This window comes from Propionivibrio dicarboxylicus (assembly GCF_900099695.1).
Classification (GTDB): domain Bacteria; phylum Pseudomonadota; class Gammaproteobacteria; order Burkholderiales; family Rhodocyclaceae; genus Propionivibrio; species Propionivibrio dicarboxylicus.
Genome location: NZ_FNCY01000002.1, coordinates 231321 through 256170, shown reverse-complemented (window position 1 = coordinate 256170; position 24850 = coordinate 231321). Strand labels below are relative to the sequence as shown.

The following is a 24850-nucleotide window of genomic DNA, read 5'->3' as shown; positions in this document are numbered from 1 at the left end:
ACACTACGCAATCATGTTTGAAAAGACAAGTGTTCGCCCGCGTTACCCGGAGGTTTCGGGACGGGGGGTCAGGTGTTCGGCCGAGTCCTTGCGGCGGATTCCCTGACTGACGCGATGAATCCAGGCAGAATTTCCTTGCCGATGTACTTGACGAGCTTTCTCTCCAGCGCGTAGACCAGCGATGCGCTGGGTGCCCGGAGTGCTTCCGTGAGCGGCCCGGCGAGCGCTTCCTGGTATTCTTTGGGAATAATGTCCCGAAGCAGTGAGTAAGCGCCTCCCCGGGTGAACATGTACGCGCGTAGTCGTCTGAAGCTAATCGGGTCCGGAGTGTCGATGAAAGCACTGATGTGGTTCCGGAGAGCGACCGCTGCGTTTTCGTAACGAGCGAAGTGTGGATCGCCAAAGACAATTTCCAGGCTGCCGTCCACGGACTTCAAGACGTCGCAGAAGGGCTTGGCATTGAGTTGATCGAAGAGCATCTGCTCGATCTCGAGGAATGCGGGCTTCGCGTCATTCAGGCAATCCAAGGCGCCGGTCGCGATGTATGAGTCATAAATCAGATACGCCCGCTGGAACGAAGGCTGCGCCCGGTAGTCATGGATGACGTCGAGTGCCAGAATCAGGTCGAGCTGGCTTTCGTTCCCGGACGACGCAACGTAGTGCAACAGATCGTCATGGGCCGCATACTGCAGATTGTATAAGTCCCCCGGTATCGGCCGCGGATAGTTGTCTATCGGCCAGTTGTCGGGCATCAGCAGGTACTCAAGTTTCATCGGTGCCTGCGGGACGATCCGTCCGTTGGGGCTCAGTGTAACCAGGCATTCAAGCGATATCTGGCTTTTGTCCACGTCCATCCAGTGCCGCTGGCGACGCGTGTTGGTGGCGCTACGAAGCCCGTGACTCGAGTACTCGAATCGAATCGGCAAATGACCGTTGTCTTTGCGCATCAGCGTGACGATGCATTGCGTCTGGTTGAAGTTTGTGCCCAGATTGATCACGGCGTTTTCCGGGCCCAGGTTGATCGGATCCGACGCCGGGGTTGTGGCGCATACCGCCAGGACGGCCGGAAGAAAGGCCATGATGTTGTTCATGAAGGTGGCGGCTTTGTCTGCGTTGCCCCCGAATATGGTGTTGACGATGTTCTGGTAGGCGATCTCCAGGCGCTTCAACTTCGTTTCGTCGCCAAGGTCGTGCCAGTCTGTGAGGTTGATGAAGGATTGTAAGTTGCCGGCTTCGAGCTGCTCCAGTGATTCCTCCCATCCGTAAAAATCGATGAAAGCCGTATCGTTATCCTTGCTGAGGATCAGCGTGTTATCGCGCACGGCTTCCCAGAAAGCTTTCGGGATGCGGAGTCCGCAGAGAAGCTGAAAAGGCCCGGCGGGGTTTACGACGGTGTTGCGAATCGTTTGGTCGAGCGATGTGAGCATCAGGGCATGAATGTCGTCCCCGACCTCTATCCGCCGTCGGGCCAGCGCAGTCATGAGGCTGCGGTAGATAAGCCCATAAAGGGGGTCTAGCTTATCGAGGTGCTCGTTCAGGAATGCGACGACCGACTCCTTGGATAGCAGGGTCGCCAGGGCTCCTGCGTCGTCCGTGCTGAGTCCGGCGGCCATGAAGGCCGCATGAGCCTTGCAATAGCTCTCGATCATCTCGGCGCGTAGGCTGTCGTCGGAATCGTCCCCCTGCGGTTGTGCGAGAAAGTCACCCATTGCTTCGTCCACTTCCTGCAGGGCTGTCTTGGCGAGTGTTTCCACCCAGGCGTTGAAGACGTAGACAACGTGGTCGACGAAAAAACGTTCCGGATCGAGGAGTGAGTTCAAGCGCTCCGCAAATTCGTTTCCCATCCATGTGGCCAAGTTCACAAGTAATTTCAGTCGTTCGGGAGGCAGGCGTCCGTGGTCGAGCGATTGGTGGAGCATCGTCTTCTGCCGTTGCGTCAGGACGGTCGAGGTTTCGATGAGACTTTGCAGTTCGTAGTGATCTTCGAAGAAGCGCTCGAGGGTGAGGCGTCCCTGTGCGATCTGGTTGGCGAATATGGTCGCCATCGAGTCGTTCTCGGAAATTTCCTGGCAGGCCGCCATTTTCTTGATTTCGATCGTGAACTTGTTCGCGGCACAGGAGATGAACATCTCGGACAACGGCGGGAGTCCCGGATCGCGGGCGGCAGTCTGCAGGGCTTGATGCATGAACGAGCCAGGATCCCGTGGGTCGAGTTTGTGGCAAAGGCAGGCTGTGGCGGCGTAGACCGGGAGCCTCCGCACGGCGTGGCTGATCCCGTGTCTCAAGAGATCTTCGTAGGCCATGGCAAAGGTCAATTCCAGCGTGGCGGGTGGGATTGCCGACAAGTGCACGACGTTGTCGTACAGATTGAGTGCGGTCTGCGCGACATGGATGAATTCAATGAGCGTCAGCGCTTTCCGGCTGTAGTCGGGGTGACGCTCGCACATTGTCGTGATGAGCGTCGTGACGAATTGTGCGGCACGCTCGCCAAGGATCCCGCGAGGGACGGCCGTGTGCAGATGTTGGCTGCCCCCGGTTGTCTTGGCCGAGGGCAGGATGCCCGCCCACATATCATGGTCAAAGTATGCGGACAGGTTGCTGTCGTTGGCCATTTGCATGGCTCTCCGTCTGTTTTCGGCCATGTCGATGACATTCTTGACGGTGCGGGCCGTGATCGGGGTGTCGCCGGCCAGGTGATGATGGTCAATGCATTCCATCGTGATGCTGGCGCCGAACTCTCGTTGCAGATCCGTGCGGAACGTGGCGAGTGAGAGTATCGCCGACGGCGGGGGGGCGTCGCCGGGCGAAGGGCTGCCGCCTTCAGTCCCTGTGTCTCCCGCTGCGTTGATGATTGCACCCTGTACCCGTTGCCAGCGCTCGGGCGGCGCCGTCGCCGCTTGAAAATGCACGGAGGTTCCCGTCTGCGCGGCGATAAGTTTGTCCATGTCCTTGATGTCAATCTGGGCCAAAGCTGCCTTGTATTCGCTGATTCTCATGGTGCGTTCCTTTGCGTGTCGGTGCGATAGCGAGGGGGGAGCCGTCGTGTGCGTGTTTTGGAAAAACTGTCTTGCACGGAATGAGTGGGGATGGGTGAAAAACGGTTCCATTTGCCCAGAAAAAGCGGCTTTTTTGCGCGGATAATCGCGATGACTTGTTTGGAACGGTTGGCAGAAATGTATTGACAAGTCGTCCGGAATCACGGAAGCCCGGACCTGTCCTGTCGTCAGGCAAAAGACACGTCTTCGCCGGCGTCGCCCGGAGGTTTTCGAGAGCGCAGGCGGGTCCTTGCCGGTGGTGTAAGGAAGCGGTGTTGCCTGCGTCTACCACTGAGACGAAAATGAGCGGGTGTCAGGTCATCGTGTTCGAATGACACGTACCCGCCCGGGTTGCGCCGGCGTTCCGACGCGCTTCCAATCAGGTGTTTGCAAAAGTGCTTGTGGCCGACGCCCTGACGGACTCGATGAATGAAGGCAGAACCTCGTCGCCGATGTAATTGACGAGGCCTTTCTCCAGTGCGTCAACCAGCGATGCGTCAGCCACCTGGGATGAATTCATCGGCGGACCTGAGAGCACAAGTTCAATAGCATCAGGTATCACCGTCTTAAGCGCTGCGTATGGACTGTCTGGAGTGTGTAATTCCTCGAGCAGCCGGTTGAAGATATCCGGGGTCGGACTGGCGATGAAAGCGTCGATATGGTTCCGGAGCGCGAGCGCTGCATCTTTGTGGTGAGCGAGGCTGGGGGTGCCCAAGACAATGTCCAGGGTGTTGCGTAAGAAATTCAATTGGCCGAGGCGGATTTCGTCATACTCCTTGTCGGAGAGCTTCTGCATTATTGCGCAGGTTATAGCACTGAAATCTTCCAGATTCGCCTGGTTGCCGGCGGTAATGAAGTGGTGATAAACCAACAGCGCCTGCTCGGCCGAAGGATGTTCCTTGAATCGATGCACGGCGTCGAGCGCCAGCATCAGTGCGAGCTCGCTTGGGTTCCCTTTCAATGCGACGTAGTTCAACAGATCGCCGTGGACGGGACGTCGCGGACTGTACAAGTCACTCGGTATCGGTTGCGGGTAGGCGCTTTCCGGCCAATCGTCGAGTTCCAGTCGGTACGAGAGCGTCATCGGCATTTGCAGGGTGAATCGTCCGTTGGGGCTCAGCGTGAAGAGGCTGCTAAGCGATATCGCGCTTCCCTTGCTGTCCAGCCAGTACCGGTGGTTATGCATGTCAGTGGCGACTCGAAGTCCAAGACTCGACAGTTCGAACCGGATCGTCAGGTGGCCGTTGTCCACGTGCAACAGTGTGACTTTGTATATTGTCTTAGCGCGATTTGTTCCAAAACCACTCACGGGGATCTCTCCTCCCAGTTTGATCGGGTTCAAATCCTCGTTGGCGGTGACTGCCATTAGAATGGCCGGGAAGAAGGTTATGATGTGGCGTGTGAAAGTGGCAGCCTTGCCTTTGTCGCCGTCGAATACGGTGTTGACGATGCTTTGGAGGCCGTCATCCAGGCGCCGGAGTTTCGTCGCCTCGTCGATATTGTCCCAGTCCTCAAGATCGATGTAGGATTCGGTGAGGTCTTTGGCGTCGGCTTGCCATCCTTCGTCCCATCCGTGAAAACCGATGAAAGCCGTGTTGTCATCATTTTCGAGCTTGAGTATGCCATCGCGCACCGCTTCCCAGAAAGCTTGTGCGACGGTAAGTCCGGAGGGAGTCTGGACAAAGTTGTCGTGATTGGATTTGATTTGGCGAATCGTTTGATCGAAGGTCTTGGCCATCAGGGCGTGAATGTCGTCGCCGACCTCCCTCTGCCGTCGGTTCAGTGCGCTCTTCAATGTGCGGTAGGCTAACAGAATAGCTGCCTTATCCTGCGTGAAGCGTTCTTCCGGGAAGACGTTGACTGGGGTGCTGGATAGCACTTCCGCCAGGATTTGCGCGTCATTATTGCTGAGTCCGGCGGCAAAGAAGGCCATCTGCGTCTTGCAAAACCACTGGGTAATCTCGCTGTGAAGCGTTGCGTCCGACCGGAGCTTCGGATATTGCGCCTGAAAGGCGTTGATGTCTTCCTGGCTTGGAGAGGCGAGATCGTCCAGCAAAGTCAGGATGTCAGTGACGTCGTTGCCGGATTTTCCTTTCCGGTCATCATTCAACCGGGTCATGCGTGGAGCAATTTGCGTATTCATCCATTCGGCCCGCCGCAAAATAAAGGGCAGCCGTTCGCGCGGCAGTTGTCCATGGTCGAGCGATTGGTGGAGCATCGTCTTTTGTCGTTGGGTAAGGACCGTCGAAGTTTCGATCTGGTGTTGCAGCCAGTAGTGTTCTTTGAGAAGGGAGTCGAGGGTTTGCGTCGCCAGTTCGGTCAGGATTTGGAAAACGATGCGTATCGAGGCCTCTTCTGCGATTTCGTGTTCGTCCGTTGCTTTCGCTATCCTGGCCGTTAACGCGGATTCGATACGGGTCATGAATATGTCTGAAAGCGGCGGGAGGGGCGGATCGTAGTCGTGGGCTTGCACCGCCTTATTCATTAACGAATCCGGGTCGTCGGAGTCGAGATTGTGGTGAATGTAGGCCGTGGCGGCGTAGCTCGCGAGTCTCTGCGTGACGTTTTCGATCCCTTCCATCCGAGAGTTTTTGTAGGCCATCTCAAAGGTCGTGTTCAGCATGGAGCCGGTCATTCCCGGCAAGCGCAGGACCTCCTCGTACAGCTGGAGTACGGGTAGCGCGATATCGTTAAAATCGGCGTGCTGCAGTAGGCGCCGATCGTAGTCGGGGCTAGCCACGCATCTATCAATAATGAGGGTCTTGACGAATTCTGAGATATTGTCGTCAGGGATTCCGTGATCGCGGTTTGTTCTCAGATTTGGGTTGGCCGGGGGCACGAGACCGACCCACGTGACACTGCCAAGATATGAGGTCAGGCGGGCGTCGTTTTCCAATTGCGTGAATTTCCGAGACTCTTCGGCGTTGTCGATGACATTCTTGACGGTGCGGGCTGAGAGTGGGGTATCGCCGGTCTGCTTGAGACGATTAATGCAGTCCGTTGCGATGCTGGCACCGAATTCGTCTTGCAGATCCAGGAAGAACTTGGTGAGAGTGAGAAATATCGGCCGAGGGAACTTGCTGTCGGTTGGATGGTTATTGCCTTTGGGCGCTCGCGGCCCCGGCATATGGGTGATCGCGCCCACTACTTTCTGCCATTGCTTAGGCGGCCTTCTTGGGCGCTCGAAATGCATGATTGTGCCCTTCAGCGTGGCGAACAAGCGGTCCATCTGGTGGTCGTCAACTTGTGCCAAAGCCGTCTTGTATTCGCTGATTCTCATGGTGCGCTCCTTTGCGTGTCGGTGCGGCAGCGAGAGGGTCGCCGTCGCGCACTGTTTTCGGAAAAAATGTCTTGCCGGGAATGAGTGGAATCAGACAAAGAACAGTTCCATGCCCAGAAGGAAAAGCCTTTTTTCCGGTGATGTCGTGAGAACCTGCCTCAGGGCGCTTGCGAGAGCGTATTGATATTCCGTCCGGAAGTGCGGAATTCCGCCACTGTCGGATCGCGGATCGGAGTGAAGCACAGGCATGCCACCTTGGTTTTGGAAAGGGAGAGCGTCCGCCTGCTGATTCGCCGAATCGATCCGCGTCGACGCAATTCGGCGTGCCTGGCATTTGTCGTGCGCGCCCGTCATAATTGCGAGGATCGGGTGCGGTCCGTGCGCTCGGCAACCTATTCATTCCGGGAGTGGGCATGAAAATCGATATCGACCGACTGGGGCTCAAGAACGTGGACGTGGACCCCGACACGCTGTTCAATTTCCCGCAGGGGCTGGCCGGATTCGAGGCGCATCGCCGTTTCAAGCTCTTCCACCAGGAAGGCGGCGGCACGGTGTTCTGGCTGCAGTCGGTGGATGATTCGCTGGTGATGTTTCCGATCGTCGTGCCCGAGGCGCTCGATCTCGCCTACGAAATCGAACTGTCCGACGAAGATTGTGCCTTGCTCGGTCTGTCGGACCCGGCCGATGCCGCGGTGGTCGTCATTGTCTACCGCGATGCCGCCGCCGACGGCGCGATCGGCGCCAACACCCGTTCGCCGGTGATTCTCAATCTCAAGTCACGGCTCGGTATGCAGAAGATTCTGCACGAGATCCACCCGAGCGTGCTTTACCGCGGGCGCTGAAACAGGCGTTTCCCGATCAATAGGACGAGGCGGCGCGGGCCGCCTGGTCGTAGCGGCCGGAGAGCGTGCGCAGGAGTTGCGCGACCTCGCCGAAGCGACCGTTTTCTTCGGACTCGCCGGAAAATCCCGGTAACAGACAGGCCTCGCGCACGTCGCGGTAGCGCGCGCAGAGCGCCGCGCCGGCCTCGGTCGCCTTGAGGAAGACTTCCTTCCCTCGTTTGGTGCTCTGCACCAGATCCATGCCGAGCAACTTCTTCACCGAGTAGGAGACGACATGCGTGTCCTCGATGTTGAGGACGAAGCAGATGTCGGCCAGGCGCTTTTCCGATCCCCGGTGGTTGATGTGGTGCATCACCATCACGTCGACCGGCGTCATGTCCTTGACGCCTGCGGCGCTCATGCAGCGGATCATCCAGCGGTTGAAGGCGTGCGAAAAGATGATCAGACCGAACTCGATTTCCGACAGTTCGGGGGATTTTTCCGAGACCAGGTGCGCCGAGGAGACGATGCGCGGTTGTTCCTTTGCATGATCCTTGCTAGAGGGGGTTCGGGCAGTCATGTGGTGTTCCCCAAGAGTGGTGCGAAAGTTTCAAGATGTTATACGGAATTTTCATTGACATTATATTGATGTTTTATTAGCGTTGTGTTTGCTCGATTGGTCAGGCCAGTATGCGCATTTTCTAAGCGCCTGAAATAAAAGCATTGCTCGTGTTTATGGTTGGCGTCCCGGGCGGGTTGTTTTCCGTGCGGATTCTTGTTGATTCGATTTTTCTCGTGGGAGAACTCTATGTTCAAGAAGCTCGTTGTCGCCGGTTCCGTTTCGGCGATGCTCTGTTTTGGTGCCTCGGTACAGGCGCAGACCAAGTGGGATATGCCGACCGGTTATCCGGCGAACAATTTCCACACCGAAAACATCCGCCAGTTCGCCGATGATGTCGACAAGGCGACGCAGGGCAAGCTGAAGATTACCGTGCATGACAGCGGCTCGCTGTTCAAGGCCAACGAAATCAAGCGCGCCGTTCAGGGCGGGCAGGCCGATATCGGCGAAATCATCATCTCCGGCTTCTCGAACGAGGATCCGATGTTCGGCGTCGATTCGATTCCCTTCCTGGCGACCGGTTATCCGGCGGCCAAGAAGCTCGAGGCTGCGGCCAAGGCGGCGACCGAGGCGCGGCTCGCCAAGCAGGGCCTGAAGGTGCTGTTCAATGTGCCGTGGCCGCCGCAGGGGATTTTCAGCGCCAAGCCGCTCAATTCGGCGGCCGACCTCAAGGGCGCCAAGTGGCGTGCCTACAACCCGAACACCAGCCGCATCGCCCAACTCGTCGGCGCGCAGCCGGTGACGATCCAGGCGGCCGAACTCACCCAGGCGCTGGCGACCGGCGCGGTCACGACCTTCATGACCTCGGGCGCGACCGGCTATGACAGCAAAGTGTGGGAGCAGGTCAAGTACTACTACGAAGTCAATGCCTGGCTGCCGAAGAACCTCGTCATCGTCTCCAAGAAAGCCTTCGACAAGCTCGACAAGCCGACCCAGGACGCGGTGCTCAAGGCGGCAGCCGCTGCCGAGGCGCGTGGCTGGAAGGTCAGCGAAGAGAAGAACAAGTGGTACAAGGAGCAACTCATCAAGAACGGCATGACGGTCAGCGCCGGTTCCGACCAGTTGCAATCCGACTTCAAGAAAATCGGCCTGACGATAATCGGCGACTGGACGACGCAGACGGGCGCCGAAGGGCAAGCCATCATCGATGCTTTTCGCAAATAAGTAGCTGACCGGACGCCCCTCGGGGCGTCCGTCCTTTTTGGGGATTGTTTCGAATGCGAACTTTTTTTGATCGCCTGTTTGAGGCGACCGGCTGGCTGGCCGGCCTGTTCATGATCGGCACCTTGCTGGCGGTGCTTTCAAGCATCTTCGGCCGCATCCTGCCGGTGCTCGATCTGCACGGCGCCGACGCCTACGCCGGCTATTGCATGGCGACCTCGGCTTTCCTCGCGCTGGCGACGACCTTGCGCCGCGGCGAACACATCCGCGTGACGCTGATCATCAATCGTCTGTCCGACGCCGGGTATCGCCGCATGGATATCTTTTGTCATGTTGTCGCCCTGGTGGTGTCCTCGGCGCTGGCCTGGTACTCGATCCAGCTGGTGCTGCAATCGCTGAACTACAACGACATCTCCACCGGCCTCGATGCGACGCCGCTGTGGATTCCGCAGATCGGCATGGCCGTCGGCACGACCGTGCTGGCGCTCGCTTTCGTCGCCGAACTCGTCGATCTCCTGGCCGGACGCAAGGTCCGCGAGGAATCGGGCGAAATGGCCCGCACCGAATAGCCAAAGCGACGGGGAAAACTTCATGGAACTTTACGTCACCGCATTTCTCATCCTCGCGCTGTTCGTCATTCTCGGTAGCGGCGTCTGGATCGGTCTGACCCTGACCGGCGTCGCCTGGATCGGCATGGCGCTGTTTACCAACCGCCCGGTCGGCGACAGCATGGTCATCACCATCTGGGGCTCGGCCTCCTCGTGGACGCTGACGGCGCTGCCGCTCTTCATCTGGATGGGCGAAATTCTCTTCCGCACCAAGCTCTCGGAGGACATGTTCAAGGGCCTGGCTCCCTGGCTCGACCGTCTGCCGGGTCGCCTGCTTCATACCAACATCATCGGCTGCACGATTTTCGCGGCGGTGTCGGGCTCGTCGGCAGCGACCTGCGCGACGATCGGCAAGATGACGCTGCCGGAGCTCAGGAAGCGCGGCTATCCCGAGTCGATCTCGATCGGTACGCTGGCCGGCGCCGGTACGCTCGGCCTGCTGATTCCGCCGTCGATCATCATGATCGTCTACGGTGTCATGGCCAACGTCTCGATCGCCAAGCTGTTCATCGGCGGCGTCTTGCCGGGCATCATCCTGGCCGGCCTGTTCATGGGCTACACGATCGTCTGGGCGCTGATGAATCCGGAGAAGGTGCCGCCGGCCGACCAGCAGCTGAGCTTCATGCAGAAGGTATACGAATCGCGTCACCTGATCCCGGTCGTCTCGCTGATCGTCGCCGTGCTTGGTTCGATTTATACAGGTGTCGCCACCGCAACTGAAGCGGCCGCGCTCGGCGTCGTCGGATCCCTGATCATCGCCGGTGTGCAGGGCGATCTGACCTGGAAGACCTTCATCGACAGCCTGATGGGCGGGACGCGGCTCTATTGCATGATCGCCATGATTCTCTTCGGCGCCGCCTTTCTGACGCTGTCGATGGGCTACATCGGCCTGCCGCGTCATCTGGCCGAGTGGATCATCGGCCTGCATCTGTCGCCGCTGGCGCTGATCGCCGTGCTGACCGTCTTCTTCATCGTCCTCGGCTGTTTCCTCGACGGCATCTCGATGGTCGTGCTGACCATGGGCGTGCTGCTGCCGACGATCGAGGCGATGCAGTTCGATCTCATCTGGTTCGGCATCTTCATCGTGCTGGTCGTCGAGATGGCGCAGGTGACGCCGCCGGTCGGCTTCAACCTGTTCGTACTGCAGGGAATGACCAAGAAAGATATCGGTTACATCGCCAAGCACGCCTTCCCGCTGTTCGTGCTGATGGTGGTGATGGTACTGCTGATGTATTTCGTTCCCGAAATCGTTAGCTGGCTGCCGAAACATATGGAGGGGTGAGGACCGTCATGACCAGCGAGATGTCGCAGGAAAAGGCCGTGCGCCTGCTGCCGCTTGGGGACACCGCCTGGACGGTGGAGTTCGGCGATCGCATCGACCCGGCGCTGCATGCCCGCGTCATCGGCCTGCTCGATGCGCTCGAAACGGCGCGGGGCCGCGGCGAGTGCGGCGCGGTGGTCGACGTCGTGCCGACCTACCGTTCGCTGACGGTGCATTACGATCCGCAGCGGGGCGACGGCGAAGCGCTCGGGCGCACGTTGGTGGCGCTGGCGCAGTCTGCCGGCGCGGTGCGCCGCGAAGGGCGCCGCTGGTGCATCCCGGTGTGCTTCGACGACGACCTGGCGCCGGACCTCAATGACTTGGCCGCCACCAAGGGCCTGACGCGCGCGGCCGTGATCGAGAAAATGACGAGCACCTGCTTCGAGGTGTACATGATCGGCTTCATGCCCGGTTTTCCCTACATGGGCGGGCTGCCGGCCGAACTCGAGATGCCGCGTCTCGCCTCGCCGCGCAAGGCGGTGCCGGCGCGTTCGGTGGCGGTGGCCGGATCGATGTGCGCTGTCTATCCCTGGGAAAGTCCCGGCGGCTGGCGCCTGCTCGGGCGCACGCCGATGCCGATGTTCTCGGCGGCCGACGAGACGGCGCCCGCGCTGCTCGCCTCGGGTGACCGGGTGATGTGGCGGGCGATCGACCGGGCCGAGTTCGATGCCATGGAAGCGGCGGCGCAGCGCGGCGAGATCGCGCGCGACAGTCTGCTGGTGCAGGAGGGACGGCCATGAACGGGCTTGTCGAAGTGGTCAACGCCGGCATCGCCAACAGTCTCCAGGATCTCGGACGGATCGGCTTCCGCCACATGGGGATCGCCGTGTCGGGCTGTCTCGATCCCTGGCTGGCGCGCTGCGCCAATGCGCTGGTCGGCAATGACGCCGACTGCGCCTGTATCGAAATCCGCGCGGCCGGGCCGTCGCTGGCGGTGTTGAGCGGGCCCCTGCGTTTCGCCTTGGCCGGTGAGGCGACGGCGACGCGCGTCAGCGCCGAGGGCGACGAGACCGAGGTCTTGCCCTGGCAGAGTGTGACGCTCGATGCCGGCGACGAGTTGCAGGTCGGCTTCCAGCCGGGCGGGACGGCGTATCTCGCGGTCTCGGGCGGTTTCGCGACGCTGCTGCAACTCGGCAGTCGTTCGACTTACCTGCGCGCCGAGATCGGTTCGGCGATCAGCTTCGGGCTGCAGATTCCGTGCGATGTGGCCTCCGGGCCGGAGCGCGCTGCTGCGCCTTGGTCGGCGGGTAGCGGGCTGGTTCGCGTCATGCTCGGGCCGCAGGACGATCATTTCACGCCGGCGGCGCTTGAGGATTTTCTTGCCGGCGAGTATCGCGTCACGCCGCAAAGCGACCGCATGGGCCTGCGTCTGGAAGGAAAGGCGCTGGTGCATCGCAGTCCGGCGGCCGCCGATATCGTCTCGGACGGCGTCACGCCGGGCGTGATCCAGGTGCCGGCCAACGGCCAGCCGATCATCCTGTTGGCCGACTGCCAGACCGTTGGCGGTTATCCGAAGATCGCCACGGTGATTTCGGCCGACCTGCCCCGGCTCGCGCAGTTGCGGCCGGGCGAGGCGATCCGCTTCGCGGCGGTCGATGCGGCGCAGGCCGCGGCGGCGCGGGCGGAACTGGCGGCACGCTGGCAGGCGTGGGTCGGCGACCTCGGCTAGAGACTGTTCGATGGCGGCGGTCGTCGGACCGCCGCCACATTTTCCCGGCAAGGAGATGGCAATGACAATCAAGTTGAACCTCAATTCGGACCTGGGCGAAAGTTTCGGCGCCTGGGAAATGGCGGGCGACGACGCGATGCTGCGCACGGTCAATTCGGCCAACGTCGCCTGCGGTTATCACGCCGGCGATCCGCTGGTGATGATCAAGACGGTGACGCGCGCCCGGGAAAACGGCGTCAGCATCGGCGCGCATCCGTCCTTCCCCGACCTGCAGGGTTTCGGCCGGCGGCGCATGGACATTCCGGCGCCGGAACTCGAAGCCATGCTGATTTACCAGATCGGCGCGCTCGATGCCTGCGCGCGGGCGCAAGGGACGCGCGTGACCCACGTCAAGCCGCATGGCGCGCTGTCCAATATCGCCAGCGCCGACCGCAAGGTTGCCGATGCCGTCGCGCGCGCCGTGCATCGGCTCGACCCGTCGCTGATTCTGCTGGCGCCGGCGGCCTCGCAGATGGCCTTGGCCGGACAGGCGCTCGGGCTGACCATCGTCGAAGAGATCTTCGCCGACCGCGCCTATCTCGACGACGGCAATCTCGTGCCACGCAGCCAGCCGGGGGCGATGGTCCACGGCGCCGAGGCGAGCCTTGCCCATGTCATGCGCATGGTCGAGGAGCGGGCGCTGATCTCGATTACCGGCAAGCGCATTCCGGTCAATCCGCAGAGCATCTGCGTGCATGGCGACAACGAGGAAGCGGTGGCCGTGGCCGAGGCGATCCGCGACGGCCTGCGTCGGGCCGGCTATTCGCTGGTGACGATTCCGGAACTGCTGTAGTCCGGGGGGCACCCGGGGCGCCTGTCCCGCTGTCTCGCGGCGTGACGGGCGCCGGGCGCAATCGTTGCAAAATATTCCACTCCGGTAACCGGTGCCGTTGCGTTTGCTATAGTGGCACTCTGTTGACCGCCCGGTATTTTCGCGCCGTTCAGGTATGCCCCGTTGGTATGCCGTGCGAATCGGACGGGATTGTCTGGGACTGTAGACATGAAGAAGAAAACCGTCTGGGCGCTGTCGGGTGTCCTGCTGGTGGCAGGTGCCGCCGCCTATTACGGACTGTATGGTCTGCCGTGGCAAGCCGGCGCGCCTGGCGCGGCGGTGAGCGGATCGGGTGGGCCGGGCGGCCCCGGTGGCCCCGGCGGTCGGCGCGGCATGGATGGCCGTGCGGTGCCGGTGATGGCGGCCGAGGCGGTGCGCGGCGATATCGATGTCATCGTCAACGCGCTCGGCACCGTGACGGCGCGCAACACCACCGTGGTCAAGCCGCGCGTCGATGGCCAACTGGTGCGCATCGCTTTTCACGAGGGGCAGATCGTCAAGGCCGGCGAACTGCTTGCCGAGATCGATCCGCGTCCCTTCCAGGCGGTGCTCGAACAGGTCAACGGCCAGTTGGTGCGCGATCACGCGCTGCTCGCCAATGCGCTGATCGACCTCGAGCGCTACCGCGCGCTGCTCGAAAAGGATTCGATCGCGCGCCAGCAGTTCGATGCGCAGGAAGCGCTCGTCAAACAGTATCGCGGCACCGTGCTCGCCGATCAGGGCAACCTCAACACGGCGCGGCTGCAACTCGATTTCACCCGCATCACCGCGCCGATCTCCGGCCGGCTCGGCCTGCGCCAGGTCGATCTCGGCAACATGGTCAAGGCCAGCGATACCACCGGCATCGTCGTCATCACCCAGACGCAGCCGATCCTGTTGGTCTTCTCGATTCCGGCCGACAGCCTCGGGGCGGTGCTGCAGCGCATCAACGCCGGCGAGACCCTGCAGGTCGAGGCCTGGGATCGCGAGAACAAGACGCGGCTGGCGGTCGGCAAGCTCGCCTCGGTCGATAACCAGATCGACACGACGACCGGCACGGTCAAGCTCAAGGCCGAGTTCGCCAACGACGATCAGGCGCTCTTCCCCAACCAGTTCGTCAACGCCGCATTGCGCGTCGACACCCGTCGCGGCGCGACGCTGGTGCCGGTTGCCGCCGTGCAGCGCGGGACGCCGGGGACCTTCGTCTATGTCATCGACCCCGCCGAGAAGAAGGTGGCCGTGCGGCCGGTGACGCTCGGCGCCGGCAATGCCAACGTCGTTGCCATCGAGAAGGGCCTGGCGCCGGGCGAGCAGGTCGTCGTCGATGGCGCCGACAAGCTGCGCCAGGATGCCAAGGTCGAGATCATGACGCCCGAGTCGCGCCAGGTGGGTGGGGCGAGTGGCAAGCCGGCGGGTGAGCGGGGCGGTGCGCGTCGTGGCGAAGGCAAACGGCCGCCGGAGGGCGCGCCGGCCGAGGGGAGCGAACGCCGCGCCCCGGATTCGGCCGCGACGAAAGCCGCGCCGGCGGACGCCAAGGGCCGCGAATGAATCCTTCGCGTCAGTTTATCCTGCGGCCGGTCGCGACCTCGCTGCTGATGCTGGCCATTCTGTTGGCCGGCCTCTTGGCCTACCGCTTCCTGCCGGTGTCGGCGCTGCCCGAGGTCGACTATCCGACGATCCAGGTGACGACGCTGTATCCGGGCGCCAGTCCGGATGTCATGACCTCTTCAATTACCGCGCCGCTCGAACGCCAGTTCGGGCAGATGCCCGGCCTCAACCAGATGTCATCGACGAGTTCGGGCGGTGCCTCGGTGATCACGCTTCAGTTCACGCTTGAGGTCAGCCTCGACGTGGCCGAGCAGCAGGTGCAGGCGGCGATCAACGCGGCCAATTCCTTCCTGCCGACCGACCTGCCGATGCCGCCGATCTACAGCAAGGTCAATCCGGCCGACACGCCGGTCATGGCGCTGGCGATCAGCTCGCAGACGCTGCCGCTGCCGAAGGTCGAGGATCTCGTCGATACGCGGCTGGCGCAGAAGTTGTCGCAGCTGCCCGGTGTCGGTCTCGTCAGCCTCGCCGGCGGACAGCGTCCGGCCGTGCGGCTGCAGGCGAATCCCAAGGCGCTTGCCGCCAACGGGCTCAATCTCGAGGACCTGCGCACGGCGATCGCCGCCGCCAACGTCAATTCGGCCAAGGGCAGCTTCGACGGCCCGACGCGCGCCTCGACGATCGATGCCAACGATCAGTTGCGCTCGGCCGACGAATACCGGCAACTGGTGATCGCCTGGCGCAACGGCGCGCCGATCCGTGTCGCCGATGTCGCCGACGTCGTCGATGGCGCCGAGAATGCCCGCCTGGCCGCCTGGGCGGCGGTCGGCGGCCGGCAGCAGCCGGCGATCGTGCTCAACATCCAGCGCCAGCCCGGTGCCAATGTCATCGAGACGGTGGATCGCATCAAGCGCCTGCTGCCGCAGCTGCAGGCGGCGCTGCCGCCGTCGGTCGACGTGCGCGTCCTGACCGACCGGACGACGACGATCCGCGCCTCGATCGACGACGTGCGCTTCGAACTGCTGCTCTCGATCGCGCTGGTCGTCATGGTCATCTTCGTTTTCCTGCGCAACGTGCCGGCGACGATCATCCCGAGCGTCGCCGTGCCGCTGTCGCTGGTCGGTACCTTCGGCGTCATGCACCTCGCCGGCTTCTCGATCAACAACCTGACGCTGATGGCACTGACGATCGCCACCGGCTTCGTCGTCGATGATGCGATCGTCATGATCGAGAATATCGCCCGCTACGTCGAGGAGGGCGAGTCGCCGTTGCAGGCGGCGCTCAAGGGGGCGCAGCAGATCGGCTTCACGATCATTTCGCTGACGGTCTCGCTGATCGCCGTGCTGATTCCGCTGCTGTTCATGAGCGAAGTCGTCGGTCGCCTCTTCCGCGAATTCGCCATCACGCTGGCGGTGGCGATCCTGATTTCGGCGGCCGTCTCGCTGACGCTGACGCCGATGATGTGCGCACGCCTCCTGCATCACACGCCGGAAGCCGAGCAGGGCCGCTTCTTCCGCTGGAGCGGCGCGGTCTTCGACGCGATCATCGCCGGCTATGGCAAGGTGCTGGCCTGGGTGCTCGACCGCCAGGCGGCGACGCTCTTCGTCGCTTTCGCCACGCTGGCGTTGACCGTGTTGCTCTACCTCGTCGTGCCCAAGGGTTTCTTCCCCGTCCAGGATACCGGCGTCATTCAGGGCGTGACCGAGGCGCCGCAGTCGATCTCGTTCCCGGCGATGGCCGAACGGCAGCAGGCGGTCGTCGATGCGCTGCTTGCCGATCCGGCCGTCGATAGCCTGTCGTCCTTCATCGGCGTCGATGGCGCCAATGCCACGCTCAACAGCGGTCGCCTGCTCATCAACCTGAAGCCGAAAGCGCAACGCGACGCCGATGCCAGTGCCATCATCCGGCGCCTGCAACCGAGGCTCGCCGGGGTGGCTGGCATCTCCGTCTATCTGCAGCCGGTGCAGGACCTGACGATCGAGAACCGTGTCAGCCGCACGCAGTACCAGTACAGCGTCGAGGACGCCAATCCCGACGAGCTTGCCGTCTGGGTGCCGAAGCTGCTTGAGCGTCTGCGCCGCCTGCCGGAACTCGTCGACGTCGCCAGCGACGTGCAGGACAAGGGTCTGCAGGCCTACGTCGACATCGATCGCGCCAGCGCCAGCCGGCTCGGCATCAGTGTCTCGGCGATCGACAATCTGCTCTACAACGCGTTCGGGCAGCGCATCGCGTCGACGATCTTCACGCAGTCGAACCTCTATCGCGTCGTCCTCGAGGTCAAGCCGGAATTCAAGCAGAATCCGCTGTCGCTGGCCGATCTCTATCTCGTCTCGACGACGAGCGGATCGGCCGTGCCGGTGCCGCTCTCGGCGATCGCACGGATTTCCGAACGGACAATGCCGCTGTCGGTCAATCACATCGGCCAGTTCCCGGCGGCGACGCTGTCGTTCAACCTGGCGCCCGGCGTCTCGCTCGGCCATGCCGTCAAGGCGATCATGGCGGCGCAGCAGGAACTCGATCCGCCGGCCAGCGTGCAGACCGCTTTCCAGGGGGCGGCCAAGGCCTTCCAGGCTTCGCTCGACCATACGCTGCTGCTGATCCTCGCGGCGATCGTCGTCATGTACATCGTGCTCGGCGTGCTGTACGAGAGCTACGTGCATCCGGTGACGATCCTGTCGACGCTGCCCTCGGCCGGCGTCGGCGCCTTGCTGGCGCTGCTTCTGGCCGGTGCCGACATCGACATCGTTGCGATCATCGGCATCATCCTCTTGATCGGCATCGTCAAGAAGAATGCGATCATGATGATCGACTTCGCGCTCGAAGCCGAACGCGAGCAGGACAAGACGCCGCGCGAGGCGATCTTCGAGGCCTGTCTGTTGCGCTTCCGGCCGATCCTGATGACGACGATGGCGGCGCTGCTCGGCGCCTTGCCGCTGATGCTCGGCACCGGCGTTGGCGCCGAATTGCGGCATCCGCTTGGTCTCACCATGGTCGGCGGCCTGATCGTCAGCCAGGTGCTGACGCTCTTCACGACACCGGTCATCTATCTCGCCTTCGATCGGCTGGCGCGGCGTTTCGGTCGTCGCATCCACAGCCGTTTCGTTTCTGACGACGCTCTCGAAGACGTCGATTCGGCGCACTGAACGGCGATGTTCATCTCGACGACTTTCATCCGGCGCCCGGTGGCCACCACCTTGCTGACGGTGGGCATTGCGCTGTTCGGTGCGCTGGCCTTCGGCCTGTTGCCGGTCTCGCCCTTGCCGCAGGTCGATTTTCCGACGATCTCGGTGCAGGCGTCCTTGCCCGGCGCGAGTCCGGAAACGATGGCGGCGACGGTGGCGACGCCGCTCGAACGGTCGCTCGGCACGATCGCCGGCGTCACCGAGATTACCTCGACGAGTTCGCTCGGCTCGACGCGCATCACGCTGCAGTTCGACCTCGATCGCGAGATCAACGGTGCTGCCCGCGACGTGCAGGCGGCGCTCAACGCCGCGCGCAACCTCCTGCCGACGGGACTGCCGAGCAATCCGACCTATCGCAAGGTCAATCCCGCTGACGCGCCGGTGCTCATCCTCGGTATGACGTCGGAATCGATGACGCGCGGCCAGATGTACGACGCGGCGTCGACGATCCTGGCGCAGAAGATCGCGCAGGTGAAAGGCGTCGGGCAGGTCAGCGTCGGCGGCAGTTCGTTGCCGGCGGTGCGCGTCGAGGTCAATCCGGGCGTGCTGGCGCGTGCCGGCATCGGTGTCGAGGATCTGCGCGCGGCGATCGTCGCGACCAACGCCAATCGGCCCAAGGGCGCGCTCGAATCGGGCGACCGGCACTGGCAGGTCGTCGCCAACGACCAGGCGATGAAGGCCGCCGACTATATGCCGCTCGTCGTTTCCTGGCGCAACGGTGCCGCCGTGCGCCTGTCGGATGTCGCCAAGGTCGAGGATGCCGAGCAGGACGTGCGCAACGCCGGCCTTTTCAACGGTAAGCCGGCGGTCATGCTGATCATCAACCGGCAGCCGGGCGCCAACATCATCGAGACCGTCGATGCCGTCAAGGCGCTGCTGCCGCAGTTGCGTGCCTCGATTCCGGCGACGATCGATCTCGAGGTGGCGAATGACCGCACGCCGACGATCCGCGCCTCGCTCATCGAGGTCGAGCGCACGATGATGATTTCGATCGCGCTCGTCGTGCTCGTCGTCTTCCTCTTCCTGCGCAACGCGCGCGCCGCGCTGGTGCCGATCGTCGCTGTGCCGGTCTCGCTGGTCGGCACCTTCGGCATCATGTATCTCGCCGGCTTCAGCCTCAACAACCTGTCATTGATGGCGCTGACGATCGCCACCGGCTTCGTCGTCGATGATGCCGTCGTCGTGCTCGAGAACATCTCGCGCCATATCGAGGACGGCATGGAACCTTTCCAGGCGGCGCTGCAGGGCGCGCGCGAGGTCGGTTTCACGGTGTTGTCGATGAGCCTGTCGCTGATCGCCGTCTTCATTCCGATCCTGCTGATGGGCGGCATCGTCGGCCGCCTCTTCCGCGAATTCGCCTTCACGCTGTCGGCCGCGATCCTCATCTCGCTCGTCATTTCGCTGACGACGACGCCGATGATGTGCGCACGCCTGCTGCGTCGGCGTGGCGGGCCGGCCGGGAACGCGGCGGCCAAGGAGGCTCCGGCCGGCAGCGGCCGCCTCTTCGCGGCCATGCTTTCCGGGTACCGCCGTTCGCTCGACTGGGCACTGGCGCACGGCCGCCTGATGCTGCTTCTGTTGCTCGGCACCATCGCCTTCAACATCTATCTCTACAGCATTGTGCCGAAGGGCTTTTTCCCGCAGCAGGATACCGGCGGCATCGTTGGCAACATCCAGGCCGACCAGAGCATTTCCTTCCAGGCGATGCGCGACAAGCTCGCCAGTTTCATTGCCATCGTGCGCAGCGATCCGGCGGTCGAGCGTGTCATCGGCTTCACCGGCGGTGGCCAGCGCAATTCCGGCTTCATGTTCGTCTCGCTCAAGCCGCGTTCGGAACGCGACGTCTCGGCCGACCAGGTGATCGGCCGCCTGCGCCGCAAATTGGCGCAGGAGCCGGGCGCCAACCTGTTCCTGCAGCCGGTCCAGGACATCCGTGTCGGCGGCCGCGCGGCCAACGCGCTCTACCAGTTTACCTTGCAGGCCAACACCATCGAGGAGCTGCGTACCTGGGAGCCGCGCGTACGGGCGGCGCTGAGCGGGTTGAAGGAACTCGCCGACGTCAATACCGACCAGCAGGACAAGGGCCTGCAGACCTCCCTCGTCGTCGATCGCGACGCGATCGCCCGGCTCGGTCTCAACCAGCGGCTGATCGACGCGACGCTCAACGATCTCTTCGGCCAGCGCCAGGTGTCGACGATCTACCACCCGCTCAATCAGTATCGCGTCGTCATGGAGGCGGCGCCGGAATACTGGCAGAGTCAGGAAAGTCTCAAGGATGTCTATGTCGTTGGCACGACCGCCGCCGGCGGAACGGTGCAGGTGCCGCTCAAGGCTTTTGCGCGCTGGGAGACGACCTCGACGCCGCTGGCCGTCAATCACCAGGGGCAGTTCGCCGCGTCGACGATTTCCTTCAATCTGCCGGTTGGCGTGTCCTTGTCGCAGGCGACGCGGGCGATCGATACGGCGATGCAGCGCCTTGGCGCGCCGGCGACGCTGATCGGCTCGTTCCAGGGCACGGCCAAGGTCTTCCAGGCCTCGCTCAGCAGCCAGCCGGTCCTGATCCTGGCGGCGTTGCTGGCCGTCTATATCGTGCTCGGCGTGCTCTACGAGAGCCTCGTGCATCCGCTGACGATCCTGTCGACGCTGCCCTCGGCCGGCGTCGGCGCGATTCTCGCGCTGCTCGCTTTCAAGACCGATTTCTCGATCATCGCCTTGATCGGCGTCATCCTGCTGATCGGCATCGTCAAGAAGAACGCGATCATGATGATCGACTTCGCCATCCAGGCGCAGCGCCAGCGTGGCCTCGATCCGCGCGACGCGATCCGCGAAGCCTGTTTACTTCGCTTCCGGCCGATCATGATGACGACGATGGCGGCGCTGTTCGGGGCCTTGCCCTTGATGCTCGGACGCGGTGACGGCGCCGAGATGCGTCAGCCGCTGGGTATTTCGATTGTCGGCGGCCTGATCCTGAGCCAGTTGCTGACGCTCTATACGACGCCGGTCGTCTATCTCTCGCTCGACCGCCTGCGCCTGTGGCGCGAACGCCGCCGCGCCGCGCGCTTGGCCCGCCGTGCCGCCTCGGCCGCGGCGGAGGTTTTGCCATGATTTTCGGATGGAATGCGCAATGATGAGAACGAAGCCTTGCCTGATCGCCGCCTGCGTTTTTGCCCTGCTCGGTGGTTGTGCCGTCGGGCCTGACTATGTGCGTCCGCAGGCGCCGCTGCCGGCCGCCTTCAAGGAATCGCGCGACTGGAAACCGGCGCAGCCGGCCGACGATGCGCCGACCGGACGCTGGTGGGCGCGCTTCGGCGATGCCGAGTTGAACGCCCTGGTCGAACAGGTCGATCTTTCCAACCAGAACGTGCTCGCCGCCGCCGCGCAATTCCGCCAGGCCGAGGGCGTGCTTGGTGCCGCCCGCGCCGCGTGGTTTCCGACGCTCGGCAGCAATTTCACGGCCTCGCGCGCGCAGGGCGTGTCGAGCACGACGACGAGCGGCAGCACGGTATCGCCGGGGACGCCGATCAAGAACACCGATCGTCTGACGCTGACCTCAAGCTGGGAGGCGGACGTGTGGGGGCGCATCTCGCGCAACGTCGAAGCGAACCGGGCGAGCGTCGCGGCCAGCGCCGCCGACCTGCAGGCGGCCAAGCTGAGCGCGCAGGCGACGTTGGTACAGAACTACCTGCAGTTGCGCGTCAACGATGCGCAGCGACGTTTGCTCGAAGAAACCGCGCAGGGGTATCGCCGCTCGCTCGAGATCACGCGCAACCGTTTCGAGGTTGGCGTCGCCGGGCGTATCGATGTGGCGCAGGCAGAATTGCAACTGCGCACGACCGAGGCGCAGGCCGTCGACCTCAAGGTGGCGCGGGCGCAGTACGAACATGCCATTGCCGTGCTGGTCGGCAAGGCGCCGGCCGATTTCTCGATCGCGCCGACCGGCGCTCTGCCGCGTCTGCCGGCCTTGCCGGAACTCTTGCCGGCGCGCCTGCTGGAGCGTCGTCCCGACGTTGCCGGTGCCGAACGCCGGGCGGCGGCGGCCAACGCCCAGATCGGCGTTGCCCAGGCCGCCTTCTTCCCGGCGCTGACGCTGAGCGCGAGCGGTGGTTATCAGGGGACCAGCCTGTCGGAACTGACGACGCTACCCAACCGTTTCTGGTCGCTCGGCCCGGCGCTGGCGCTGACGCTGTTCGATGCCGGCGCCCGGTCGGCGGTGAAGGAACAGGCCCTCGCTGCCTATGACAAAACGGTGGCAACGTACCGTCAGAGCGTGCTGACGGCCTTCCAGGAGGTCGAGGACAATCTCGCGGCGCTGCGCGTGCTCGCGGAGGAAGACGGCGTCCAGCGCGAAGCGGCGGGCTTTGCCGCCGAAGCCTTGCGGCTGACGCAGAACCAGTACCAGGCCGGCACCGTCAGTTATCTGAATGTCGTGACGAACCAGACGGCGGCGCTGTCGGCCGACCGTAGCGTCGTCGATGTCAGCGGTCGCCGCCTGGTCGCGGCGGCGGCGCTGTTCAAGGCGCTGGGCGGCGACTGGGACGGCTTGCCGGCCCGCGAGTAGAACCGGCGTCGGCGCTCAGTCGATGCCGGCGGCGGTGAAGGCCGCGCGCGCGGCCGGCGTCGCCAGCAGCTTGAGCACGTCGGCGGCGGCGCTGCCCTGCTTGGCGCCGGTCATGATGGCGGCATCGTAGCGGGTGTAATTTTGCGTTTCGGCCGGCAGCGGACCGACGTAGCGCAAGCCCTTGCTCGTATAGAGGCCGATCTCGGTGATGGCGCCGAAGCCGATCTCCTGTCCCTTGCCGTGGATGACGTGTTCCATCACCGAGGCACCGTCCGGGTAGCGCGTCGTCTTCGGGCGCAGGGCGTCGCTCAGCCCGAGTTGTGCGAACAGCCGGTCGAGATAGAGTCCGGTCGAGGCCGAGTTATAGACGACCGAGTCGGCACGCATCAGCGCCTCCTTGAGCGCTTCGGCCGAGCCGATGACCGGTGCTGGCAGCGCCTCGCGCACGACGATGCCGACGCCGACGCGTCCGACCTGGGTGCGGCCGTCGGCAAGGATCTTGCCGTCCTTCTGCGCCGCGTCGATCACCGCCGGCGGCGAGACGAGGATGTCCCAGGTTTCCCCGGCGGCCAGGCGTTTGGCGATCTGCGGTGCGGTATTGAACTGGATCTTCAGGTCGTGGCCGAGTTCACGTTTGACCAGCGCGGCGAAGGCGACGATGCCGGGTTCGACGGCGCCGCCGCTCAGCAGGCTGATGTCGGCGGCAGCGGCGGGCAGGGCGCAGGCCAAGGGCAGGGTGATCCACAGCGACAACAGCAGCGAGAGTTTCGGCAGGCGTTTCATGGCGGACTCCTGAGGGTGATGGGCTTCGGACCGTGCCGGCGTCGGATCGTTCGTCGCCGTTCAGGCGGTGCCGGTGTCCGACAATCCGTACTTGCGGATCTTGTCGTGCAGGGTTGTCTTCGGAATGCCAAGCGCTTCGGCGCTGCGCGCGAGGCTCCCCTGATGGCGCTTGAGCGCGTCGGCGATCAGCGCGCGCTCGAAGGCTTCGACCGTCTCCGAGAGCGGGCGCGGCTTGTCGTCGCTGTCGTTGCCGAAGGGCGGGGCGCTGGCTTCGATGCCGAGGACGCAGCGGTCGGCGACGTTGCGCAGTTCGCGCACGTTGCCGGGCCAGTGGTAGCCGAGCAAGGTGTTGCTGCGCGCCGCGTCGGTTGGCGGCACCGGGCGTCCGTGACGTGCCGCGGCCTGCATCAGGAAGTGCTGGAACAGCAGCGGGATGTCCTCGCGCCGTTCGCGCAGCGAGGGCAGCATCAGCGTCGCGACGCTGAGGCGGTAGTAGAGGTCGCTGCGGAAACGGCCCTGTTCCGAGAGCGCCAGCAGGTCTTCCTTGGTGGCGGCGATGACGCGGCAATCGATCGGAATCGTGGTATTCGAGCCGAGGCGTTCGAGCGAGCGTTCCTGCAGGACGCGCAGCAGCTTGATCTGCATCGGCATCGGCATGCTCTCGATTTCGTCGAGGAAGAGCGTGCCGCCGTTGGCGTGCTCGATCTTGCCGATGCGGCGCTTGCTGGCGCCGGTATAGGCGCCCGCTTCGTGGCCGAAAATTTCGCTCTCGAACAGCGTTTCGGGCAGGCCGCCGCAGTTGATGGCGACGAAGTTTCCGGTCTGGCGCGGACTCGCTTCGTGCAGGCAGCGCGCGACGAGTTCCTTGCCGGTGCCGGTTTCGCCCTGAATCAGCAGGTCGGCGGCGCTGTCGGCGAGCCCGGCGATCAGCTGGCGCACGCGCTTCATTGCGCCGGAGTCGCCGATCAGGCGGGCCTCGATCTGCTCGCGGCCTTCGAGCCGGTGGCGCAGTTCGCGGTTCTCGAGGATCAACTGGCGCTTTTCGAGCGCGCGGCGGACGACCTCGACGAGATATTCGGGCGGGAAGGGCTTCTGGATGAAGTCCTGGGCGCCATCCTTCATCGCCTGCACGGCCATCGAGATGTCGCCGTGGCCAGTGATCAGGACGACCGGCAGTTCCGGATCGAGCGCCATGATCTGGCGCAGGAAGGTCATGCCGTCCATGCGCGGCAGACGGATATCGCTGACGATGATGCCGCGGAAGTCCGGGCCGACGCGGCGTTTGGCGGCCTCGGCGCTGTCGACGGCCTCGGTGGCGATACCTTCGAGTTGGAGCGCCTGTTCGCAGCCGAGGCGGACATCGGGGTCGTCTTCGATGATGAGGACTTTGAGCGTGTCGGTCATGATGGATTCAG

At 63.3% G+C, this 24850-nt stretch carries 16 protein-coding genes; 11 read left to right on the top strand and 5 right to left on the bottom strand.

Annotated elements, in window-relative coordinates; all coding sequences use genetic code 11:
• Positions 1-68: 68 nt before the first annotated feature.
• Both BLR25_RS04750 and BLR25_RS04745 read right to left on the bottom strand, forming a co-directional pair.
• Positions 69-2996 (bottom strand): hypothetical protein, encoded by a 2928-nt coding sequence (locus tag BLR25_RS04750; RefSeq protein ID WP_091934417.1) that lies wholly within the window; start codon positions 2994-2996, stop codon positions 69-71.
• A 418-nt stretch (positions 2997-3414) separates the two neighbouring features.
• Positions 3415-6315, bottom strand: coding sequence for a hypothetical protein (locus tag BLR25_RS04745; protein WP_143009759.1), 2901 nt, complete (start codon positions 6313-6315; stop codon positions 3415-3417).
• A gap of 413 nt (positions 6316-6728) precedes the next feature.
• Between BLR25_RS04745 and fliW the strand changes: the two genes are divergently transcribed.
• Complete coding sequence (gene fliW / locus BLR25_RS04735) at positions 6729-7157, top strand: flagellar assembly protein FliW (RefSeq protein WP_091934405.1); 429 nt, start codon at positions 6729-6731, stop codon at positions 7155-7157.
• Between the two features lie 16 nt (positions 7158-7173).
• Here fliW and BLR25_RS04730 read toward each other — a convergent pair whose 3' ends face one another.
• Positions 7174-7716, bottom strand: coding sequence for a winged helix DNA-binding protein (locus BLR25_RS04730; RefSeq protein WP_091934402.1), 543 nt, complete (start codon positions 7714-7716; stop codon positions 7174-7176).
• A 228-nt stretch (positions 7717-7944) separates the two neighbouring features.
• On the opposite strand from BLR25_RS04730, the gene BLR25_RS04725 reads away from it, so the two are divergent.
• From BLR25_RS04725 to BLR25_RS04680, 10 genes are all read left to right on the top strand, one after another.
• Positions 7945-8919, top strand: a complete 975-nt coding sequence (locus BLR25_RS04725; protein WP_091934399.1) for a TRAP transporter substrate-binding protein — start codon at positions 7945-7947, stop codon at positions 8917-8919.
• Positions 8920-8972: 53 nt separating this feature from the next.
• Positions 8973-9485 (top strand): TRAP transporter small permease, encoded by a 513-nt coding sequence (locus BLR25_RS04720; protein WP_091934396.1) that lies wholly within the window; start codon positions 8973-8975, stop codon positions 9483-9485.
• A gap of 22 nt (positions 9486-9507) precedes the next feature.
• Positions 9508-10806 carry a TRAP transporter large permease gene (locus tag BLR25_RS04715; protein ID WP_091934393.1) on the top strand — a complete coding sequence of 433 codons (1299 nt, stop codon included), beginning with the start codon at positions 9508-9510 and terminating at the stop codon, positions 10804-10806.
• A gap of 8 nt (positions 10807-10814) precedes the next feature.
• On the top strand, positions 10815-11585 hold the full coding sequence (gene pxpB, locus BLR25_RS04710; RefSeq protein WP_218122627.1) for a 5-oxoprolinase subunit PxpB: 771 nt from the start codon (positions 10815-10817) through the stop codon (positions 11583-11585).
• Positions 11582-12514: a 5-oxoprolinase subunit C family protein gene (locus BLR25_RS04705; protein ID WP_091934390.1), complete on the top strand. Its 933-nt coding sequence runs from the start codon at positions 11582-11584 to the stop codon at positions 12512-12514. The genes pxpB and BLR25_RS04705 overlap by 4 nt, the downstream gene beginning before the upstream one ends.
• A 61-nt stretch (positions 12515-12575) precedes the next feature.
• The gene (locus BLR25_RS04700) at positions 12576-13346 is read left to right on the top strand and encodes a LamB/YcsF family protein (RefSeq protein ID WP_091934736.1); all 771 of its coding nucleotides are present in this window, start codon (positions 12576-12578) and stop codon (positions 13344-13346) included.
• Between the two features lie 207 nt (positions 13347-13553).
• Entirely contained in the window at positions 13554-14912 is a 1359-nt protein-coding gene (locus tag BLR25_RS04695; RefSeq protein ID WP_091934387.1) for an MdtA/MuxA family multidrug efflux RND transporter periplasmic adaptor subunit, read from the top strand.
• Positions 14909-18055 (top strand): MdtB/MuxB family multidrug efflux RND transporter permease subunit, encoded by a 3147-nt coding sequence (locus BLR25_RS04690; protein WP_091934384.1) that lies wholly within the window; start codon positions 14909-14911, stop codon positions 18053-18055. The genes BLR25_RS04695 and BLR25_RS04690 overlap by 4 nt, the downstream gene beginning before the upstream one ends.
• 6 nt (positions 18056-18061) lie before the next feature.
• Positions 18062-21199 (top strand): multidrug efflux RND transporter permease subunit, encoded by a 3138-nt coding sequence (locus tag BLR25_RS04685; RefSeq protein WP_091934381.1) that lies wholly within the window; start codon positions 18062-18064, stop codon positions 21197-21199.
• A 19-nt stretch (positions 21200-21218) separates the two neighbouring features.
• Positions 21219-22652 (top strand): efflux transporter outer membrane subunit, encoded by a 1434-nt coding sequence (locus tag BLR25_RS04680; protein WP_218122626.1) that lies wholly within the window; start codon positions 21219-21221, stop codon positions 22650-22652.
• Between the two features lie 15 nt (positions 22653-22667).
• Here BLR25_RS04680 and BLR25_RS04675 read toward each other — a convergent pair whose 3' ends face one another.
• Together BLR25_RS04675 and BLR25_RS04670 are read right to left on the bottom strand one after the other, a co-directional pair.
• Positions 22668-23435 carry a molybdate ABC transporter substrate-binding protein gene (locus BLR25_RS04675; protein WP_091934373.1) on the bottom strand — a complete coding sequence of 256 codons (768 nt, stop codon included), beginning with the start codon at positions 23433-23435 and terminating at the stop codon, positions 22668-22670.
• A gap of 60 nt (positions 23436-23495) precedes the next feature.
• Positions 23496-24839, bottom strand: a complete 1344-nt coding sequence (locus BLR25_RS04670; RefSeq protein ID WP_091934370.1) for a sigma-54-dependent transcriptional regulator — start codon at positions 24837-24839, stop codon at positions 23496-23498.
• Positions 24840-24850: the final 11 nt, after the last annotated feature.

Excerpts from the sequence above, each read along its gene's own strand:
- BLR25_RS04750 (WP_091934417.1), bottom strand. The coding sequence starts at position 2,996 with ATGAGAATCAGCGAATACAAGGCAGCTTTGGCCCAGATTGACATCAAG.
- BLR25_RS04745 (WP_143009759.1), bottom strand. The coding sequence starts at position 6,315 with ATGAGAATCAGCGAATACAAGACGGCTTTGGCACAAGTTGACGACCAC.
- fliW (WP_091934405.1), top strand. The coding sequence starts at position 6,729 with ATGAAAATCGATATCGACCGACTGGGGCTCAAGAACGTGGACGTGGAC.
- BLR25_RS04730 (WP_091934402.1), bottom strand. The coding sequence starts at position 7,716 with ATGACTGCCCGAACCCCCTCTAGCAAGGATCATGCAAAGGAACAACCG.
- BLR25_RS04725 (WP_091934399.1), top strand. The coding sequence starts at position 7,945 with ATGTTCAAGAAGCTCGTTGTCGCCGGTTCCGTTTCGGCGATGCTCTGT.
- BLR25_RS04720 (WP_091934396.1), top strand. The coding sequence starts at position 8,973 with ATGCGAACTTTTTTTGATCGCCTGTTTGAGGCGACCGGCTGGCTGGCC.
- BLR25_RS04715 (WP_091934393.1), top strand. The coding sequence starts at position 9,508 with ATGGAACTTTACGTCACCGCATTTCTCATCCTCGCGCTGTTCGTCATT.
- pxpB (WP_218122627.1), top strand. The coding sequence starts at position 10,815 with ATGACCAGCGAGATGTCGCAGGAAAAGGCCGTGCGCCTGCTGCCGCTT.
- BLR25_RS04705 (WP_091934390.1), top strand. The coding sequence starts at position 11,582 with ATGAACGGGCTTGTCGAAGTGGTCAACGCCGGCATCGCCAACAGTCTC.
- BLR25_RS04700 (WP_091934736.1), top strand. The coding sequence starts at position 12,576 with ATGACAATCAAGTTGAACCTCAATTCGGACCTGGGCGAAAGTTTCGGC.
- BLR25_RS04695 (WP_091934387.1), top strand. The coding sequence starts at position 13,554 with ATGAAGAAGAAAACCGTCTGGGCGCTGTCGGGTGTCCTGCTGGTGGCA.
- BLR25_RS04690 (WP_091934384.1), top strand. The coding sequence starts at position 14,909 with ATGAATCCTTCGCGTCAGTTTATCCTGCGGCCGGTCGCGACCTCGCTG.
- BLR25_RS04685 (WP_091934381.1), top strand. The coding sequence starts at position 18,062 with ATGTTCATCTCGACGACTTTCATCCGGCGCCCGGTGGCCACCACCTTG.
- BLR25_RS04680 (WP_218122626.1), top strand. The coding sequence starts at position 21,219 with ATGATGAGAACGAAGCCTTGCCTGATCGCCGCCTGCGTTTTTGCCCTG.
- BLR25_RS04675 (WP_091934373.1), bottom strand. The coding sequence starts at position 23,435 with ATGAAACGCCTGCCGAAACTCTCGCTGCTGTTGTCGCTGTGGATCACC.
- BLR25_RS04670 (WP_091934370.1), bottom strand. The coding sequence starts at position 24,839 with ATGACCGACACGCTCAAAGTCCTCATCATCGAAGACGACCCCGATGTC.